The sequence below is a fragment of the Mesorhizobium sp. B2-1-1 genome (genome assembly GCF_006442975.2).
In the GTDB taxonomy this organism is placed as follows: domain Bacteria; phylum Pseudomonadota; class Alphaproteobacteria; order Rhizobiales; family Rhizobiaceae; genus Mesorhizobium.
In genome coordinates this window covers 321,117-340,619 of record NZ_CP083955.1, presented here as the reverse complement: position 1 = coordinate 340,619, position 19,503 = coordinate 321,117, and the positions used below count along the sequence as shown (strand labels likewise).

Here is a 19,503-nt window from a genome sequence, read left to right as displayed (position 1 = left end):
CGCCTTTAGGTCGCCAGAATCGCGATAGCTGTGGCATCGCTCGTGACCGCCTGGGGTCGACATCTGGCGCGCCTTGCCAGGTGGTTTGAATCGGACCGCCCAAACCCGACCAAAGTCTGATTCCGAAGCGCAAAGGTCTGAAGCGTGAAACAACGCAGGCGAGGTCACATTAGTAAGGCGACCGCCGATCACCAGTCCCTTCATCGCCGGTCGATTGAGTACCCGCTTCATGTGGCGGGTACTAATATGGTGGCTTGGCCGGCAGCCTGGTACATGATTTGTGTTCGCAGCGGTTTTGGTGAGTGTTCCTTGTTTTCGGCAAGCCGTTGTAGCCCAAACGACAGGCTCGATGGTGATCATGCTGCCCGTCCATACAATCGGCCCCGCTCTGAATGGCTGACTGCCAAGCGACATGGCTGACGAAGAACGGCTGGTCCTTAAGATCCTACAGGCCGGCACCCAAGAATTCCGCCGGCGTCGGCATTGAAGTGACCCATCAAATGTGCCTAGATTGGACAAACATCGCTGGGGAGGAATGGCGATGATGGCCACGCAAACAGATACCACTCGAATGCTGGTCGAGGCTGCGCGGTTGAGTGTTCGGCGTACCGGACTGGAGATTGACGAACTTCACCGGAGCCTGAGCTTTTCCCGGAAGGCCGTCGAAGCCTCGCGCCAACTCTTGAAGCGCCTTCATGAGCAGCAGAAAGATCGCCAGCCGGGATCGTGCTCCGAATTTATCGGGCAGGCGGCAAAGGCACCGAGCGACATCTCCGCATTTGATTGCGACATTCTGCGCGAAGTGTTCAAAAAACTGGTTTTGGAAACCAAAGTGCCGGAAGACAAATGGCGCGATCTGGCTACAAGCCTGATCGTGGAATTTACCGACCGCAAACAGATCGAACCCGCCTTGATAAACTGGATCATCCGCAAGTAGGCACTGCCGCCGTGGAGGGTTGCCAGCCCCCTCTCTCGTCGCGAAAAGTTGTTCGGCGAATCTCGCTGGCTGAACTTCAGGTCCTGCTTCGTCACTGCGTGCCCCTTAACGCCGGCCTTGCCGATCTCAGGCACCCGCATGAAGGAACTGCTTCTCGACCGCCCTAGTATCGCGCTCGCCTTCTGGTGGAACACGCTTCAGGATGAAGGGCTGTTGCGCGAACGCATTATCGATGAGGGAAGGCGCGACGCCTTTTCGCGCATTGGATTTCTGATATATGAAATTTTCGTGCGCATGCGGGCTTTCGGCGACATTGTTGACGAGAATTTTGAATTCCCGATTACCCAAGTGGATCTGGCGGACGCGACAGGCCTCACACCTGTTCACGCCCGATATACCGAGACCTGCGCCCGCAAGGACAAAGACAGGGATAACCGAGAGGCCATCGTCAAAGCTCCCCACAAGACGAACAATTGGGATCATGGTGCGGTCTATGTGACGGCGACGCAATCGGCGTTGAGTCGGAGCAAGGCGTGGAATAGGCAACGCCAGGGCAAATGAACGCGTCGGCCAAGACATGAAGCAGAGATCGACGATCTGCGGCGCAAGGGGCTCGTCATTGGCATAGCAGCCTAGCGGTTATGCTTTCATCCGCTAGGAAAGCGCGCGGAGCGCAGCGGCATTCTTGACTTCCGGCGAACGTCGGCAAGTTCGTCAAGCAACCGCTATATGATCCCTGCCGAAGCATGGAACGATTTCGAGCTGGCGATGTTGGACCCTCGCACTGTTCCCATTCAGTGCTGTGTTCCCGCTGATTGCCCGCCGCCGAAAGGTGGCGGGCTTTTTTAGCATCGTGGAACATACCTCCACCTTCGCAGTTTATAGCGTTCCGATTGCTGCGTGTGGGGAAATCATGAAGCGAGACTTTGCAGACCTGTGCGCTTGGGCGAGCGCACGGGGCGTTACAATCTACCAGCGTTCAAAGACAGTATGGATCGCGGCTGGCGGCTATCGAGGTCGCGATTTGGAAGTTAAGGGGCGGTCGCCAGCTATTGCCCTCGCACTATGGATTGAGGCTACCCGGTACCGAGGCTCGATGTATGGCTGTTCTTAGCAAACAATTTGCTCGCACCCGTGCCGAGCCAAGGTGGCCGGCGCCCTTGTTGCGGGGGCGGGTGGGATAAGCCTGCCAGCCGCGCGGTGCAGCCTGGACCCTACAGCATGCCCACTACACGGGCAGGAGGGCACCTACCCCACCATCCGAAGCGGCATGTCATGACGGGAAATGATGCGTTCGAGTTCGCCTTCGTCCTCGATGCCGGCCTGAAACAGCGCCATCAGCTCACATGCTGCGTCGTTGGCCATGGCGGAATCCAAACTGCACCGTCTCTCTGAACAATACTGGATAAGAACCCGCTGCAGCAGTTCGAGATCGGTTGGATAAATGGCGATGTCTGCTGGATGATGCATGCGCATGCTGTGGTCCTCCGCAAGCCGATGCCTTTGTTCAGCAGCTTAAGGGGAGCCGCTGAGCACCCCCATCGCATCCTGCTCCTGCGCCGTCATTTAACTATGATATGCCCGCCCTGGATCTGCCGCCACCAGCCACGTCGCGGCTCTGTTTCCCGATCTTGTTCGTCGGTGGTCAACTAGTGCTCCCGAGGCATCGATCCCGCGCCGCAGGGAACACTTCCGCCAAGTCGAAGTTCGGCTTCCACAACGGAGAACCAATATGGCGGCCACTCGAAATTCAAACGACAATCGCATGCCAGAAAAGATGCTGCTCGGTACGGTGGAGATATCGCGCAAGCAAGCGGAGGATGAAGTCAGGGCACGACGCAGGTACAAAATGGCGAGGCGGGCTCGGGAATCAAGGCGAGGCCCGGCCATGCCTCGCATGGTTCTTGACGGACGCCACTAGCAGACCGCGGTTGCAGCCGCCTGGATCGACCTCTCTATCTAAGAGATGTGGCACCCTCGGCACCCGCGACCCGGCAGATCGGCACGACCTTTCACTTGGCAATATTCAATTCCCCAACTGCGATGCCGAACCTCCGAGCACCATAGGTTTCAGGGGATGCGCATGCCGCCGTGGGGCGTGCCAGGGTAGAGGTTGGTAGCCGCGGGGACGAACTGGGCTCGCGTTGCGGAACCGGGGTTCGTGTTCCCGAGACGACATGCTGAGTGCAAGTTCCGGGGATGCTGCCGACTTTCTCGGCCCCCCAGAAGGCGAAGACCGCAGCCTTCGCGTGGTTCCTGCTGTCGGATGCTGCTGCAGATGTGACCGGCAGGCAATACGTGGTCGATGGCGAGTTAACGATGCTGTAAACCGCGATCGCCGTTGGAGCTCTGGTAGCGTGGGCTGATCGACGGGCGGCGAGAACCGTGCCTACGCTGCCCGTTCAGATCCGAGCACTTCCGTTGCCGACTTGCCGAAATCGATCATGTGATGCTCGTTGGCATGAGGGGCACTCAGATGGGCTGTTGATGAGGCAAACCGACCCGATCCGATCAGGTCCGCGCGGGTCGTCGCAGACGAGCGGAAACTGTTCCCTCGTTAAGCATGCAGCTGGCGCTCTCTTCCGAGCTTGCAGAACTACTGCCAGGCGAGCGGTCGGCAACTGCCTGCATCATCATCAACTCAGTTCGAGCAACCTACACCTTCCCTCAGACCCCGCCGCTGTCTCCGCGATTATAGGCTTCGCGAACTGGCACATCGTCCGCCGACCTCAGATTGACGCACGGCCCTTTCGCTGCAAAGATATTAAGCATTTGTTTACCAAGCATCAGCAAGCGCTGACGATCGGAGGGGGTGTGGAATCGTTTCTGGGTACGAACCGCCTTAATTGGGATGATCGGGCCGAACTGCATTCGACTGACACAACGGGCAGCTACCAGATCGAAAACGTGCTGGCAGGGGGATCCAATCTCTATGAGCTTGAGACGAGCGAGCTCGGTAATATTGTCGGCAAGGATATCATCCATCTACAATGTCACATTGGGCTCGACACGATCAGCTTGAAAAATCTCGGCGCGCGCAGCGTGACCGGCCTCGACTTTTCACCGACTGCCATCGCCGCTGCGCGGGATTTCGCTTCCAAGGCAGGCACTGATGTGCGCTTCGTGGAAGCGCCGCTATTCGAGGCAGTCGAAGCGCTTGGCCGGACCTTTGACGTCGCTTACGTGACTTGGGGTTCGGTAAACTGGCTCGACGACGTGGGCCGGTGGGCGCGAGTGGTTGCCGATCTCCTGCGACCCGGCGGTCGGCTCTATATGGCTGAGGGCCATCCGTTAATGTTCCAGTGTGATCGCAAGGCCGCGGCACTCGAGTTGAAGCACGACTGGCGAACACCCATAGCTCAGCCGCTCGCCTGGAACGAGGAACTTACCTATACCGGCGACGACCGGCGCTTGAAGCATCCTCGCTACTATGAGTGGATTCATCCCATCAGCGATGTCGTGAACGCCCTGATTTCAGCTGGGCTCACGCTCGATTTTCTGAATGAGCATGACACGGTTTCGTGGCAGCACTTTTCATTTGCGGTGAGGGCCGGCAAGAATATGTACGGCTTGCCAAAGAACTCTCCCAGGATTCCGATGGCCTATTCCATCGGCGCGACGAAGCGGAGCGTCGGTATGATCCCATATCTCGCTGCTCCTAAATCCATGTGACGGTATGATCCCGCTTAAACGACTGTCGCCTGCGATCAGGATTCTTTCCGAGCACAGGGCTCTTGCTACGACGCGCAGTCGAAGGCACCCGCCTGCCGAGCACCGGCTGGTCGGGCTTTCGACGGCGATCTGGTTTGCTAGGCGAACGCCCTCAGCTTGAGCGTAGCCGTTTCTAAATCTTGCGTATAGGCCAGCCGCGCCGTGTAGCGCGGCTTGTAAGGGGTTGGCAGCAGCCCAGGTTCGTGCCGTTTGTAGCCGTTTCGCCTGTCTTCTCTGATTGCGGTCAGGGCAGGTGACGAAGTCGCTTGTCGACGATTCCCATCAATATCAGTGTTGTCATCGGTGTCGTCGGCAGCGTGAAAACGTCGAGGGGACCGGCGTCGACCCGAGATGACATCACCGTCGGAAGTGCAAAGTTTTCAGAAGTGTGAAGTCTAAAATTAAGCAATCAACGCTAGTATTGTAGCACGAGTCCATCCGAACACCGGAACCACACAGGGAGTTCGACCCCATTGCCCCTTTTCGGCGCTAGGTTCGGCGGGATGAAGGATGCCGTTTTTTCTTCGGTGAATATTCCGGCCGCCATGGCGGTCTTGGTTATTGCCATCAGCGCAGCGTATGCGGACCATCAAAACAAAATCGTTTCGGACCAAGCCGCCCGCGCGGATGTCCTGGTCAAGGTAAATCTAATTCGCGCCAAGCTAGAAGGTAACATCAGCGGAAACCTCCAACTTGTGCATGGACTGGTCGCGACGGTCGTGACGGAACCCTATATGGGACAGCAACGCTTTGCTTCTCTCGCGAGAAACCTGTTCAGCGAAAACTCACAATTGAACAACATTGCCGGCGCGCCCGATCTGGTCGTTTCCTTGTTGTATCCGCTGAAGGGCAACGAGAAGGCGATGGGCCTCGACTACCGCAAGGATGATTGGCAACGCAAGGCCGCGCTAAGGGCGCGAGACGAGCGCAAGTTGATTCTTGCCGGCCCCGTCGACCTGAAGCAAGGAGGCCAGGGCTTCATCGGCCGTTTTCCGGTTTTCGTGTCGAGTGCGGGCAACAGTGAAAGATTTTGGGGCATCATATCCGCGGTCGTCGATGTGCAGCGCCTTTACAAGGCGAGCGGCCTGTTTGACGATGATCTCGGGATTGATATCGCGCTCATAGGGAAAGATGCCCTTGGCCCAAGCGGAGTTCAATTTTTTGGCTCTGCAGACATCCGCAAAAGCAATCCGGTGACGGCCGAAGTTCTGCTTCCGTCCGGTTCGTGGCAGATCGCAGCCGTCCCCAAAAACGGCTGGCCTTCGACCCCCAGCAACGCTTGGCTCTTGCGTACCATCATGGCCGCGGCCGGGGCGCTGATCCTGATCCCATTCCTGGTAGCAGGTCGGCTGCTTAGTGAAAGGCAGCGCAATTATACGGAACTGCGTCGATTGTCCCGACGCCTAGAACTTGCTCTGGAGGCGTCAGCCATTGGCGTTTGGGAACATGATCTCGCGACCAATGACCTGTCGTGGGATGATCGCGTGAACGAAATATATGGCAAGCCCAGCGATGGAGGTCCTCGCGGCTATTCGGATTGGGCGGGCGCAATTCACCCCCTGGATCTGGCCCGCGCCAACGCAGATTTCAACAGTGCTGTGGCCAGCGGCGGAACATATTCGTCGGAGTACCGGATTGTCCGTCCAGGTGGTGAAATTCGTTACGTCCGATCCAAGGCCACCATATACCAAGCCCCAAACGAGACGCCCAAGATGATTGGCGCGGAATGGGATGTAACGGCCGACGTCCTGCTCAACAGCGACCTGGTTCGCGCAAAACAGCTGTCGGAGACGAAAAATGCAGAACTCGAGTCTGCCAAGGCGCGCATAGAGCATATCGCACTTCACGACTCTCTGACGGGTTTGCCCAACCGTCGTTACCTCGACCAGGTACTGAAAGACTTCGTAGCAAAAGCTAGGCGAGACTGCGGTCATGTGGGCCTGCTTCACATCGACCTCGATCGGTTCAAGCACATCAATGATACACTTGGCCACGCCGCGGGTGACGCGATGCTGGTTCACGCATCTACCGTGCTGCGATCCAAGGTAGGGGAGGGCGGCTTCGTCGCTCGTATTGGCGGCGACGAATTCGTGGTCCTGTGCACTGTGCAGCATACTAAGCAACTGGGGCTGCTGGCTGACGACATCATCAGCAAGATGAGCGAACCTGTTTACTACCACGGCCACCGCTGCCGCTTTGGTGCTAGCGTGGGGATTGCAGTCGAGAACGACAATGACATCGAAGGCAAGCATCTGCTGGTGAATGCCGACATCGCGCTTTACCAGGCAAAGACGCGTGGGCGCAACCGATATGATTTCTTCACCGAGGTGATGCAAAGCGAGATCGTCGACACGAAGCGGATTGCCGACGAAGTTCTCGGCGGCCTGGAGCGCAATGAGTTCATAGCCTTCTACCAGCCTCAATTTAATGCAAAAACCCTCGAAATCGTCGGCGTCGAGGCGCTTGCGCGATGGAGACACCCAAAGCGGGGAATTTTAGCGCCGGATGCCTTCCTAAGGATTGCCGACGAGTTAAATGTCGTCTCGATGATCGATCGATCCATACTGAATCAATCACTTTCAGATTTTGCAAAGTGGTCCAATGCAAATCTCCATATACCACGGGTATCGGTCAACGTTTCCGCGCGACGTCTTCATGACGAAGAACTCATAAAGAGCTTAAGGAAATTAGATATCAAAAAGGGAACGGTTTCGTTCGAGCTTGTTGAGTCTATTTTCCTGGATGGCAGCGATGATTTGATTGCATGGAACGTCAATCAAATAAAGGAACTCGGCATCGATATAGAGATAGATGATTTCGGCACGGGCTATGCCTCTATAGTCAGCCTGCTCAAGCTACAGCCCCGCCGGTTGAAAATAGATCGGCAGCTGATCATTCCAATCGTCAAATCTCCGCAACGAAGGCAGGTTGTGTCGTCGATCATTGAGATCGGCAAGTCCCTGGGTATCGAGATTATAGCAGAAGGTGTCGAGACGATGCAGCACGCACGGATGCTTGGAGATTTGGGCTGCGACATACTGCAAGGCTATGCCTTCGGCCATGCGTTGGATTCCGAGGGACTACAACTCTTTGTTCGGTCTCGGCGCCTGCGCGCAGTCAGCTAAGTGTCAGACGCGGCCCGGGTTAAATCGGCGGGCGATATCCAACAATGCTGCGCCATAGCTTTAACCCTATCGACCAGTTTGCCGGCAATTGGGATCACCGGATCCAGCGCGGGTGGCGGTTTTCCTCAGTGGACCCACGACAGGCTGAACAGGGCCGGGCTGTGGCAATGCGGGCGTCCACCCGCGTCTATAAAAGAGCTTCTGGCATCTCCAGACGGGGACGCTGGGCCCTTTTCAATGCCTTTCCCGATATCCGCCAGCAAATTGCCGAAAACCCGGAACTCTAGCCGCATCCGAGTGTGCGGGTTCGCGCCACCCCGCTTGCGCCGTGATGTAATCGGCGTCGACCAGATTGCAGGGCTCCTCAGTTTGCGTAGGCGGCAGCCTTTCGCCTCTTTTGCAACGAGCAGGTTCTGGCGGTCATTGCTTCTGATCCGACAATAATCCGCGTAGTTCGATAGTTAATCCGCGGGCATCGATGGCACGCCGTCCATGTTCTGGCGTCAGGTCGGGTGATGCGCGGCGATAGAGCTTCGTGTTGGCCGCGCTACTTCTCATCGGGGGATGCCTTCGCTGCCAGCGAGCGCGGCTCCTTCGGCCATTCCCAATCAGTTCCAGGAGTATGTCCTTGCCGTTCTCCAAACGGATTCCAGACGGCCAGGACGCGCGGTCAAACGGCCTCCTACCTCGCCCTTTATTCACGCCGCTTCATTGAGCTTTGGGCTTAATCAGGTCGCGAAAAACATCAAACCAGAAAAGAAAATCGGCCGTCCGCCCAGCGAAATGTGCTTCCATGGCGCAGTAGACCACTGCCGTTGCCGCGTCTGGGCCATAGAGTTCCCGGGCCGCACTTGCAGCAGCAACTAGGTCGGCGGTATCCGAAAGCATTAGGTCGCGAGTTGCGTCGATCCTTGAAGTCATTTGGTAGTTCTGTGGCGGTGATGCGTCTCGTCAAGAAGGGCGGCCCAAATTCGTCAATACAATCCGCCCGCTTGCTCCGGCCGGCGGTTTTTTTTGCCTGGCGAAACCAAACCAGCGCTGCCACGTTCGGCCGTAGGAGGTTTCGATGGAAGATGACGGCAGCGAACGCGAAGACGAGGGCATGCGGCTTCTTGCTCGGCGGCTGGCTAAAGAAGTCGGCATCTCGGAACGCCAGGCGCGTGACCTGATCAAGCTCATCGGCCCCGATTGGAATTCATTGCTGCGGGAGGCGAGGTTTTTGAGAGACCGCAACTAGGGACGTCAGGTGTTCAAGCAATACGCGGTTCGCGGCCAGAAATCGCCGGTATGCCGACGCGAGCAAATCGCCAGGCGTGCTGTTCTCACTGACCCGGCCTTAGCACCTCCTGCAGGTCGGAGCCGAAGGCTGAAAAAGGCGGTTCTTTCGCTGGAGTGAAAAATTGAATGTGTGGCAGCCATGGCAAGTTATTTTCCGCGAAACGGGATTAGCGGAACCTAAGATCTCCCCGCAGCTTGTTGCGGAATGGACGATCGAACCAAGCCTGAAAAGGTGGTGCCTCCGCCGCCGCCCGGATGGCAGAACGGCAGGGGCATTTTGATAGCGGTCTCAGCGGTTGTGGTTGGGGCTTGCGCGCTGTTCATCTGGTGGTTGTTTTCTCGATGAGCACGCGTGGAACCAACTTCCTTCACAAATGGATATCAAGCAACGTCCCGGAAACAGTCGGGGCGGATGTCACCTCGGTTGCCCAACTCACCCAGAAGCTTTTTTCGGATGCGAAAGCGGCTGGCATCAGCAGCACAGAAATCGAGGAAGATACCGTCAGTTTGTACAACGCAATCCTCGACGCAATAGTACCCCATGAGGCCGGCATGGCGGATTGAGGGGAACGTCCGAATCTCTCCGCCTCATCGCCTGATCAGCCGTCCTTGCCGCTCGCGGTTCAAGCACCTGTGACCGGGCTTCTCATGCCAAAAGAGAGCTGCCGCAGGCCGCGCATGGCCACCTCCCGCCGCAGGTCAGGTGAACAAATGGTCCTCTTCGCGGCCATGTTCCCGGGACTTGGCGGGCCGAGACCGGACAGCTTTGGCGCCCGCGCAATTTTTCTGCCTCAAGCGTGTCGCGATTAATCGGCCTCATATCCGGCCGCTTTGAAGAAGTTTCTGCATTCGGCTGGCTCGAACAGGTGGCAGATATCGCCGAGAGCCTCGCAAAGCGTGTCGAAGGTTCTGGCCGCCTTCTTTCGCAGGTGCGCCTTGAGTTTTGAGTAGGCCATCTCGATCGGGTTGAGGTCGGGCGAGTATGGCGGCCAGGAACAGGAGCCAGGCGCCCCTTTGGGCGCTACTGCATGTCTCCACCTCCACGACCCTGTGAGAAGGATTGAATCTCCTCGAGGTCAATCCTGCCATCGCCGTTCTCGTCGACGGCGTCAAATATCCGCCCGATCACATCCTGGATCTCGCTGTGCGAAAGGGCTCCATCGCCGTCGGCGTCCATTATCGCAAACATTATTTGCATACGGGCAAAGTACATCATGCGGGGCCCCATGCGATCAGCCTTTCGAGATATCCTGCCCGCCTCGCGAGGCCCTTGTGCGATGTCCCGGTGCCAACCTTTGCGGTGCGGAGGTCCTCCTTCGGGACCGCCATCTCCCTGCAGCTTTTCCTGCAACATCTCGTCTATCATCTGGCGCATCATTTCACGCGTCTGGTCGTCGATATGTCCGGTGGGGCCGGGGGGCGGCGTGGATCCAGACTGCTGCGTTGGCAGCTTAAGGTCCGGTGTCCCGCTCGTCTGGGCCATCGCCGGCAAGCTCAACAAAACCAAAGCAGCGGCAAACTGCCGCCGGCCCGCATTGCGCTTTCATCGGCTTCTCCTTCCTTGGATGGTTGTGCCAAACTTCGGCGTTCACGGCCAAACTTGCTCCTCAAACTTTGGTTCCGATTCGCACGCTCGGCTAGCAGCCGAGCCGGATGCGTCGGTCCTTTCCGACTGACGGTCCGCGACGTTCAGGTCGGGCAGCGGGAGCACCTTCGCTTGCGTCTGGAAAGCGGTCGTCGATGGCATCCGTTCAAGAAGAGCGGCTCCGTGCCGAACGGCCCCGAGCTCTAACTGCCGACCGAAAAAGCGCCGGTCAGGAAGAGGGCGAGCAGTCCTGGAGCAGACATCGCCGAGAGACGGGCAGGACATCGAACGCGCATAGCCGGTGTGCAGCCTCTCCAGCGATCTATGGTAGTCGCGCCACCACGGGCCGATATTGACGGTCGGGAGATTGGCTAACCCACTCTGCGACGTCCATCGTAAGGTGTCCTTCCATGCGGGCGTGTTTGCGTGCACGATGTCGAGACAGCGTTTGGCGGCTTCGCCGAAGAAGCTCACATCGGAAATCCCTGCGACATACTCCGAGTAGCCAATCGCGCTGCCGTGGTGTGCCGATGCCCTTCGGCAGTTCCATGGCCACGGCCCGAAGCCGGACTTCGGTCGAAGTGACGGAGAGATTTGTCGGCACTATGGTATCTAACCAAACCCGGTATGATTGCAGGCCCATGCTATTGGCCTGATACCAGGCCTCCTGGGTTGTCAGGCCAGGCAAAATGGATCCGGTGGTCTGTATGCGTACAGTCGCAATCGATCAGCCGGCCAGCTTGGAGCGTACCAATTCGCGATAGCAACGAAGATTACGTCCGTTAATTTCAAAGCCAGGGCTTCGCCAGCACTGGCTGCCGGCTGTGACGCTCAGCCTTTGTTGTCGAGCTCCTGCAAACCGTTTTGGATGGCTTCGATGAGCATCGCCGTAGAGTAGGGTTTCTGAACCCAGCCGAGTGGTCTTGCCGCTTCGGCTCGAAGCTTTACGTCGCGGTCAGCGTGCGCGGTTGCGAAGATGCACCGTATGCCGAAGTCCCGGTAGAGTTCCAACGCTGCGTCAATTCCGTCCCGCTTGCCAAGCAAGCGGATATCCATCAGGGCAATCGCAGGCTGAGCCGAGCGCGCAATTATGATCGCCTCCTCGGCTGTGCTGGCTATCCCAGCCAACACAAAACCGGCATCGCTAAGACTAGCCTCGACATCGAGGGCTATGAGGTAGTCGTCTTCGACGATCATGATGCATGGTTTGCCGGAAATTCTCGCTTCTGCTCCAATCCCATCATCTCTGGAGAAAACCAACTGAGGTCTGAATGGCTGGTTCGACTCCCCCGTTCGGCCTGTCTCAAACATTGCCGTTTTTAAGGTCAAAGCCGTTCTCCCCGGGAGCCTGAGAAAAAATCACGATGCAACGAGACGGATCTCGCTCAACTTCGAAAATCCCACCAATCTGTCGCGCCAACCCCTCAACCAACCGCAAACCTGACGAGGAAGGACGCACCGCCCTCAGATCGAAACCTGAACCTTCATCCTCTACCGTCAACACCTGCTTTTGACCGTGCTGCTTGATCCCAACCCGAATGATGCTTGCCTTGCCCGCAGATCCATGTTTGACGGCATTGACCAAAAGCTCATTGAGTATGAGCGCAAGCGGCATCGCGATATCGTTGGGCAACTGGATGGGATCGGCGTCGCAAATGAGTTGGACGTTCGCTGGAAACACCTGCTTTGTCGTTTCGCAAATGGCCCCGAGAAAAAGTGGCGCGCTGAAATTGGATGCGTCTGGGGTGTCGTAGAGAACACGTTGAGCCGCAGCCATGGTTGCCACTCGCTTGCTCGCCTCGTCGAGCGTCTTGCGAGCCTCCGAATTTTGACTGGTCCTGGCCGCTACCGAAAGCAAGGACTTCAACATCATCATGTTGTTCTTAACGCGATGGTTGAGTTCGTTAAGCAGGATCCGCTGTTGTGTCTCAGCTTGCTTGCGCTCGCTGACGTCGACCAGCATGTTGATGCCGCCGACAATTGCTCCAGCTGCATCCCGCATCGGCGTCGGATAGGGAATGAATGGAATCCGCGTGCCGTCCGGCCGCTCGGCAATCGCCTCAACTCCCCGGACCGGCCGCCCTTCACGAAGGGAAACAGCCATTGGACACTGGTCGTGAGGAAGTGGCGTTCCATCTGGCCAATAGAGCTTCCAGGTGACGCACCATTCATCACTGCCGATCACCGGCGTGCGGCCGGCGAGTTCGACCGCTGCCTCATTGAAATAGGTGATCTTGCCTTGCTCATCGGTCGTGTAGATTGCAGCAGGGATGGCCGCGAGAAGATCCTGAAGGTGACGTTCACTGTCGCGCACCTTTGCTTCCGCAATTTTCTGCGCAGTTATATCCCGGGCAATTTTGGAGGCGCCAACGATACGGCCCGCTGCGTCTCGGACAGGCGATATAGTCAGAGAAATGTCCACTAGCGACCCATCCTTGTGGCGCCGGACTGTTTCGAAATGATCGACAATTTCGCCCTTGCGTATTCGACCCAGGATGAGCGGCTCCTCTTGCAGCCGATCCGGAGGGATGATGATCGTGATCGGCTTGCCGAGCACTTCCGAGGCCGAATAGCCGAACAGGCGCTCAGCCCCGCGATTCCATGTCAAAATGATCCCATTCAAATCCTTGCTGACGATCGCGTCATGGGAAGACTCCACGATTGCTGCCAGCCTTTGAGCAGCAATTTCGCCCTTTATGCGTTCGATACCGAAACCGAGCTGACGAGCGATGGTCCGACCCGTTTCAATCTGCTGTTCCGAGTGCTCTTGAGGCTGGTCGAAGTAGGCCATGAATTTGCCCAGAAGCCGTCCACCTTGTGTGATCGGAATGAAGTAGACCGCACCAATGCCCTCAGTCTGGATCGCTTGTTTCAATTCTTCCGGCAAATCCGCTTGGTGTGCATCGTCAACACAGATCGGCTGCGGATCTTGGCTCTCCGCTGACCAAGGCGAGTGTCCTTCCACCGCTACGCGGTAAGTGTCGGACAGGCCACGCCAAGCCACAAACTTCATGCGCCCGTTTTTATCCAACAGCAATATCGAAGCACGCTGGCATTGGAGCGCACGTTGGATTGCATCGAGCGCCGGCGCATACACATCCTCTTGCGTGCGCGCATGCTGCAGCATTTCGGTGAATCGATGTATCGCACCCTGTTCCTCGGCACGTTTGGCAAGCGCCGCCTCAACCCGCTTGCGCTCGCTGATATCGTGCTGGACACGTACAGCGTATCGAAATGACCCGTCGCAGTCATGAACGCTCGACGAATTCACAACAGCCCAAAAAACTGATCCATTCTTGCGAACAAATCGCTTTTCAAGTGTGTAGCTGTCGATCTCGCCAGCCACTTGCCGTCGATACTGCTCGCGATCTGCTTCAGCATCGGCGGGAAAGGTGCGGTCAAAAATCGATCGTCCAATCAGCTCATCCTGCGTGTAGCCCAAAAGGTCACACAGATGGGAATTTACCCGCAGCAGTTGGCCTTCGGCGTTTGCTTCCACAATACCAGCGGCAGCGTTCTCATAGGTGATGGCAAGGCGCCGCTCCTGTTCGCGGATAAGCTCCTGCGCCTTGACCGTTTCAGTCACATCGATGGTGATGCAGCGGGTATTGAGGAAGCGGTCACCCAATGCGCGAACGTTGGAGGTTATCTCCACCCAGCGGGTCGAGCCATCTTTGGCACGCAGCCGGGCGCGGTGGTTTTTAAGTTCCTCCCGCCGGGACAGGCGGTCCAATATGTCTCCAATAGCAACCTGATCTGCGTGGAAATCGCGAATGTTGCGGCCTACATATTCGTCGGCCGTGAATCCCAACATTTGCAATTCCGCGCGATTGGCACGCAGGATGGTGCCATCTTTCCCGACGAAGTGAAGTGCGATGGCGGCATTCTCGAAGAAATCCTCAAACTCATTGGTGAGTATCGGATCGGGAACCTCCGAGAGAGAGGCTACCTCGTCGACTTGAGCAGGAAGAATCCCTTGCTTCATTTGGCACCCCGTCCCCACAAGCCCCTTCGAACGCTTGTGGGGATGAAAAGTTCCAAACTGACCGCTTTAATCGGCGCCAGACGCATCAGATCCCTTAGCCCAAGATGCATGAACACCGCGGATCGCGTGCTTGAGGGCCGCCCGGATAGGTTCAATTGCAGCAGAGGAGCCTGAAGAAAATCGCCTGCCGTGCGGCCGAAGCACTATCCGTTAGCACGATTGTGCACGGGCCGAGGTGGTTGAGGAGTGCGTCGGCAATTTGCCCGTTGGGGTCCTCCACCTGCCTCTCAAGCCGAGCGTGCCGTGCGCCATTGCTTGGGCCATCATTGCTGCTGGGAGGTGACGAAGCACGCGAGTAAAAGTCTCTATCGCGGCTCTTTGCGAAGGTTGAGATAAGTCGCGTCGAACTCGGCGGCTCGCACCAAGCGATCCCAGTTCGTGATGGTCACGACCTTACGCTGCCAGGTGATAAGGCCAGCACGGCGCAATGCCATAAGCGTCCGATTGAGATGGACAATCGACAGCCCCACCGTATCCGCCAGCATGCTTTGCGTGACAGGAAATTCGAATGACCATTCCCGGGTCAAGCCGACGACCTCCATACGCAGGAACATCTCGCAAATGATGTGCGCCAGGTGGGCCTCTGCGGACCGGCGCCCGAGGCACGCGATCCAAACCCTCTGAATGGCGGCATCCACCGCCAATACCGTTGTCAGCACGCGGAACAGATGCTGGTGGGTCTCAGTGATCCGATGCAGCGTATCATGCCCGATGAACGCCATGCGAGTTGGCGCCAAAGCAACGACGTTGTGGTCCATAACGTGCAACAGGAATGCATGCAGATCAACGAAGTCGCCTGGAATGTGGAGGGCCGTTATCTGACGCCTGCCGTCGGCGAAGGTGACATTTCTTCCCGTGATCCCCGAGACGATAACGCAGCTCTCCTTGGGTTCGGAGTGCTCCACGACGATTTCGTCGTCGACTTCGTAGTCACGCACGCGCCAGGGGCCGTCCTTAAGTACTGCCCGGTCTTGGGCCGTGAGATCGTCCCGTCGTTCCAGCACCTTGAACAACACGGAGAGATCGAAACCTGATCTGTTCGGCAGTATCGTCTCACCTGGCAAGGGGTTACCTCCTTAATATCGAGCGGGCTCAAAAGCTCAGGTCAGGTTGTATCGCGTGCCATACCTCGCCCCATCACTTGGAAGTAGTCACGTTCCGAGAATCGCCGAGTGTCGGACCATTAGGATGGTACGACTGTCCGCGGGTCGAAGGCGGCAAGCTAGCGATCCATTTCTTCGCGCGGACATCAGAGTGGTGTCACCGCGCGCTCGCCCGCGTGCTGCACACCACCACGCCAGCGAAGACGAGCTACATCTCCCCTCATGATCTCCACCTAAAGAACGTAAAGCTGCACGACGCCGAAGGTTCCGCCACACATGAAGAAGGCTTCATATCTGCCGTGGAACGACACCTTCACGCCAGCGCATCCGACCATCGTCGCCAAGTTCCGGCTTCGTCCAAAACTGTGGCCGCCCAAGATGTCGGATCAGCTTGCGGCAAAACCCTTCAAGCACGTTCGCGAGCTTGGCCCAAGAATGGGAACCCGCGTTGCAGTCGAAAGTTCTTGATGATGGCAAATCACCCGATCACGAGCGTGCTCACCTCAATTGGCACGTTGACCTCTCGGCCGGCAGCATTCCTGGTGCTGCTGGCTTACACGGCCCTTTGGCTATTTCTCGACAGGGCGAGTTTGAACTGGCACGGCGCGGCGACCCTGTTCACCTGGGCCATGACACTGTTCATTCAACGCGCAGAACATCGCGACACGCAGGCGATCCATGCCAAGCTGGATGAGATGTTGCGAACGAATAGCTCGGCATCGAACATCACCAGAATCGATGATGAGGAACCAGAGGAAATCGAAAAGCATCGCACTCGTAAACAGCAGGGCGATTGAGATGTGCCATGCGGACTCGCGGCGCTACGGGCGGGTGCGGACCCAGTGAGGTTTGGCGTAAACCGGGGAAGGCTGCTTAACAGCCTCAAATACGTGGCCGTTGCCGTCATCGCCAGCCTGATCACGTTGCTCAGCATAAACTTGGCACCAGAGCCACGCATTTTGCGAGCGCTTGTCCCGCACCGTTTCGACGCGTCGGATCCCGATTTTGCAAGGAGCATGAGCAGTTATTCGCAAGGACAGCTGTTCGATTCAAACGCGGTACAAACCCTTGTCAACGGAGATGAGATCTTTCCTTCAATGCTGCAGGCAATCCATGCGGCTCGGTCTACAATTGATTTCGAGACCTATATCTATTGGTCGGGGGCCGTCGGTTATGAGTTCGCGACCGCGTTGGCAACCAAAGCCCGGGAGGGTGTCGAGGTCCGTGTGCTCGTTGACTGGGTCGGCAGCCTGCCGTTCGATGAAGACCTGATCGAGATCATGACAAGCGCCGGCGTGCGGTTCCAGCGCTATAGACCTATTCATTGGTATACGTTGGATCGTGTAAACAACCGGACCCATCGCAAGCTGCTCATCGTTGACGGGCTGGTCGCGTTCACCGGCGGCGTCGGTATTGCCGACAACTGGCTCGGAAACGCCCGCAATCCAGATGAGTGGCGCGACACGCACTATCAAGTCAAAGGACCCGCAGTGTCTGCCTTCCAGGCGGCATTCGCGGAAAACTGGTTGGAGACGGCCGGCGAGACATTGCAAGGTGAGAAGTTCTACCCACCCTCCGAACCTGCGGGGTCGCTTAGCGCTCAGCTGATCCTGTCATCGCAGCCAAATGGCTCGGAGAACATGGAACTGATGATCCCTGGCGGCGATCGCTGCCGCCAGGGATCATCTTCGCATCGGAATGGCCTATTTCGTGCCTGACGATATTGCCCTGCAGCAGATCTTGGACGCCAGGAAACGAGGGGTAGCAGTCGACGTGATCGTGCCCAACTGGCTCACAGACGTGCCCCTGGTCCGAAAGGGCTCGCGGTACTTCTGGGGCGACTTGCTCAAAGCTGGGGTCCGGATCTTCGAGTTCCAGCCAACGATGTATCATCCCAAACTCCTGATCGTCGACGACGTCTGGACGAGCTTTGGCTCTGCCAACCTGGACGAGCGCTCTTTGCGGCTGAACGACGAAGCCACGCTGAATGTCTACGGCCGGGATTTTGCCAAAACGCAGATCGACCTGTTCAGCCAGGATCTTGCGCGATCAAGGCAGATCAGTTTGGGCGAATGGGAAGCGCGCCCCCTGACCGAAAAAGTATCGGACTGGCTGGCCAGCAGACTACACTCGCAACTCTAGAGCCTCTTGGTGGGCGAGTCCCCGCAAACGGCATCTGCGCCCGTCAAATGGCTAATATGGTGCGCCACGCGCAAGAATGGGAGCAACCCCGCAATAACACCGAGCGGATTGCTCAACACGCGCCCTGCAACTTCATCGGTCGATGCATCCCCACCTCGTCGGTCACGCGGCCCCTTTGCGATCATGACAGTGAGACCCGAAAGTGCTCTCAACGATGGTGTATTAAGGTCCGCGCATGGGCGGCTGGAAGCCTGAGCGATCAGAGGCACCGGCATGTCTTAATGAGGACGAATACGCCCACTTGCGTAAGGCAGCGCCAAAAGCCCCAAGGCGATCCAGAAGCCGGGCTCAGCCATTGCGGCGAGATCTGACAGAAGTCGCTTCATGTTGCCCCACCCGTGCCCTGACGAATCCGCGGCCGATCATAAACTCGAGACAAGAGTCCGCTCTTGTGGGAGGAGAAGCGGGCTCTTAGCTGCGACCTAAGACCCAGCGGCCGGCGCAAGAGCCGCCCGCGGACCCGATCGTCAGAAAAAAAGTCCGCCCGCGCCATTTGGGCGTCACCGTTTCGCGGCATCGCTGTCGGCCGCGGCGCGAGACAGGAACATCTGCGTCGTCTCGGCGAGGTGGCTCTTGAGCCAATCCGCCATCGCTTCCTCTTCGCGCAGATTCTGCTCACAGACACGCGCCACCTCGGCCTCCCCTTCGGCGTGGGCCGCGGCGATGAGCATCATGTAGGAGGCAATCTCCATATGCTCGAAAGTATAGCTGGCGAGCGACCCCTTCATCACCTCGTCGCCGGCGAACACGCCGCTGATCGACTGGGCCATGGCGGTGAGCTTGCCACCTGCGTCTTTCATCGCGGAAGATCCCTCTCCGATCCGGTCAAGGCAGGTTCTCAGCCGTGAGGCCTGCTGTCGCGTCTCGTCGAGATGCTGACGGATGCGGTCGCCGAGCTCCGGATAGCTCTCGAGGCGTGACAGTTGCCCGGAGAGCATCGTCTCCGCCTGCTCCTCCATAGCGTGAGCGTCCCTCAGCCATTGTATCAACCAATCGCGCGATTGTGTCATGAAGGTCTCCCTTGGGTTGCCTGCCCAAACCGCGAGTGGAGAGGATGGTTCCGCCCGGGCTATGGCAGGCTCGGCCAGAGGCTGTCGACGCGCGGATTGACCGCCGACGCGACGGTCACTTCTTGCTCTGGCCCGAGGCATCGGCCAATGCCGGGTTCACCAGCTTGCTGCGGACGTCCCGCGCCATTCGCAGGTGCTCCAGTACGGCCGGCAGGATATCGGAGGCGAAATGCTGGACATCCGGATCCCGGCCGGAGCCGATCTCCCATTCAAGGAGTTGCACAGTCTTCTGATGGTCGACGATCTGGCCGCTGATGTAAGCCAGATCGAATTCGACCAATGCCAGCTTCTGCCGGCAATGGCAGCGGCGAAGGGAGGCCGCTGATAAAGGTGCAGTGTGGGATACCGAATGGATCCGACGAGACACATGTCGTGCCAGGTATAGCGGCTGCGACGCAGGGAGCCATGTCGGAGGGGGCAAGTGTGCGAAGGGATCGTCTTTGTCTG

Annotated in this window: 17 protein-coding genes and 1 pseudogene; 9 read left to right on the top strand and 9 right to left on the bottom strand. The window is 57.8% G+C overall.

Annotated elements, in window-relative coordinates:
- Window positions 1-541 precede the first annotated feature (541 nt).
- Both FJ972_RS29510 and FJ972_RS29505 read left to right on the top strand, forming a co-directional pair.
- A complete protein-coding gene (locus FJ972_RS29510) occupies window positions 542-937 on the top strand; it encodes a hypothetical protein (protein ID WP_140499494.1) in 396 nt (131 codons plus the stop codon).
- Between the two features lie 138 nt (window positions 938-1,075).
- A complete protein-coding gene (locus FJ972_RS29505) occupies window positions 1,076-1,498 on the top strand; it encodes a hypothetical protein (RefSeq protein WP_140499492.1) in 423 nt (140 codons plus the stop codon).
- A 687-nt stretch (window positions 1,499-2,185) separates the two neighbouring features.
- Here FJ972_RS29505 and FJ972_RS29500 read toward each other — a convergent pair.
- Complete coding sequence (locus FJ972_RS29500; protein ID WP_140499490.1) at window positions 2,186-2,413, bottom strand: hypothetical protein; 228 nt, start codon at window positions 2,411-2,413, stop codon at window positions 2,186-2,188.
- 1,296 nt (window positions 2,414-3,709) lie between these two features.
- On the opposite strand from FJ972_RS29500, the gene FJ972_RS29495 reads away from it, so the two are divergent.
- Both FJ972_RS29495 and FJ972_RS29490 read left to right on the top strand, forming a co-directional pair.
- On the top strand, window positions 3,710-4,609 hold the full coding sequence (locus FJ972_RS29495; protein ID WP_224656190.1) for a class I SAM-dependent methyltransferase: 900 nt from the start codon (window positions 3,710-3,712) through the stop codon (window positions 4,607-4,609).
- Window positions 4,610-5,151: 542 nt separating this feature from the next.
- Complete coding sequence (locus FJ972_RS29490) at window positions 5,152-7,773, top strand: EAL domain-containing protein (protein ID WP_224656188.1); 2,622 nt, start codon at window positions 5,152-5,154, stop codon at window positions 7,771-7,773.
- Window positions 7,774-8,481: 708 nt separating this feature from the next.
- On the opposite strand, the gene FJ972_RS29485 is transcribed toward FJ972_RS29490, so the two are convergent.
- The gene (locus tag FJ972_RS29485) at window positions 8,482-8,694 is read right to left on the bottom strand and encodes a hypothetical protein (protein ID WP_224646616.1); all 213 of its coding nucleotides are present in this window, start codon (window positions 8,692-8,694) and stop codon (window positions 8,482-8,484) included.
- 145 nt (window positions 8,695-8,839) lie between these two features.
- Here FJ972_RS29485 and FJ972_RS29480 point away from each other — a divergent pair, with 145 nt between their 5' ends.
- The gene (locus FJ972_RS29480) at window positions 8,840-9,010 is read left to right on the top strand and encodes a hypothetical protein (RefSeq protein WP_181165432.1); all 171 of its coding nucleotides are present in this window, start codon (window positions 8,840-8,842) and stop codon (window positions 9,008-9,010) included.
- Between the two features lie 296 nt (window positions 9,011-9,306).
- Window positions 9,307-9,615: a hypothetical protein gene (locus FJ972_RS29475; RefSeq protein WP_411908975.1), complete on the top strand. Its 309-nt coding sequence runs from the start codon at window positions 9,307-9,309 to the stop codon at window positions 9,613-9,615.
- 242 nt (window positions 9,616-9,857) lie between these two features.
- Here FJ972_RS29475 and FJ972_RS29470 read toward each other — a convergent pair.
- From FJ972_RS29470 to FJ972_RS29450, 5 genes and pseudogenes are all read right to left on the bottom strand, one after another.
- A pseudogene (locus tag FJ972_RS29470) lies at window positions 9,858-10,056 on the bottom strand (transposase); the annotation flags it as partial.
- A 16-nt stretch (window positions 10,057-10,072) separates the two neighbouring features.
- Entirely contained in the window at window positions 10,073-10,429 is a 357-nt protein-coding gene (locus FJ972_RS29465) for an EF-hand domain-containing protein (RefSeq protein WP_224656186.1), read from the bottom strand.
- Window positions 10,430-11,467: 1,038 nt separating this feature from the next.
- Window positions 11,468-11,833: a response regulator gene (locus FJ972_RS29460; protein ID WP_210239475.1), complete on the bottom strand. Its 366-nt coding sequence runs from the start codon at window positions 11,831-11,833 to the stop codon at window positions 11,468-11,470.
- A gap of 106 nt (window positions 11,834-11,939) precedes the next feature.
- Window positions 11,940-14,621, bottom strand: coding sequence for a PAS domain S-box protein (locus tag FJ972_RS29455; protein WP_140523372.1), 2,682 nt, complete (start codon window positions 14,619-14,621; stop codon window positions 11,940-11,942).
- Window positions 14,622-14,986: 365 nt separating this feature from the next.
- Window positions 14,987-15,745: a Crp/Fnr family transcriptional regulator gene (locus FJ972_RS29450; protein ID WP_224656184.1), complete on the bottom strand. Its 759-nt coding sequence runs from the start codon at window positions 15,743-15,745 to the stop codon at window positions 14,987-14,989.
- 509 nt (window positions 15,746-16,254) lie between these two features.
- On the opposite strand from FJ972_RS29450, the gene FJ972_RS29445 reads away from it, so the two are divergent.
- The 3 genes from FJ972_RS29445 to FJ972_RS29435 all read left to right on the top strand — a co-directional run bounded on the left by FJ972_RS29445 (window position 16,255) and on the right by FJ972_RS29435 (window position 17,926).
- Window positions 16,255-16,581, top strand: coding sequence for a low affinity iron permease family protein (locus FJ972_RS29445; RefSeq protein ID WP_140523496.1), 327 nt, complete (start codon window positions 16,255-16,257; stop codon window positions 16,579-16,581).
- Between the two features lie 219 nt (window positions 16,582-16,800).
- Entirely contained in the window at window positions 16,801-17,502 is a 702-nt protein-coding gene (locus FJ972_RS29440) for a phospholipase D-like domain-containing protein (RefSeq protein WP_226880660.1), read from the top strand.
- Window positions 17,483-17,926, top strand: a complete 444-nt coding sequence (locus tag FJ972_RS29435) for a phospholipase D-like domain-containing protein (protein ID WP_246675756.1) — start codon at window positions 17,483-17,485, stop codon at window positions 17,924-17,926. The genes FJ972_RS29440 and FJ972_RS29435 overlap by 20 nt, the downstream gene beginning before the upstream one ends.
- A gap of 560 nt (window positions 17,927-18,486) precedes the next feature.
- On the opposite strand, the gene FJ972_RS29430 is transcribed toward FJ972_RS29435, so the two are convergent.
- Together FJ972_RS29430 and FJ972_RS29425 are read right to left on the bottom strand one after the other, a co-directional pair.
- Window positions 18,487-18,996, bottom strand: coding sequence for a ferritin-like domain-containing protein (locus FJ972_RS29430; protein WP_140525817.1), 510 nt, complete (start codon window positions 18,994-18,996; stop codon window positions 18,487-18,489).
- A 115-nt stretch (window positions 18,997-19,111) separates the two neighbouring features.
- Window positions 19,112-19,336 carry a DUF4142 domain-containing protein gene (locus FJ972_RS29425; RefSeq protein ID WP_246673114.1) on the bottom strand — a complete coding sequence of 75 codons (225 nt, stop codon included), beginning with the start codon at window positions 19,334-19,336 and terminating at the stop codon, window positions 19,112-19,114.
- Between the last annotated feature and the right edge of the window lie 167 nt (window positions 19,337-19,503).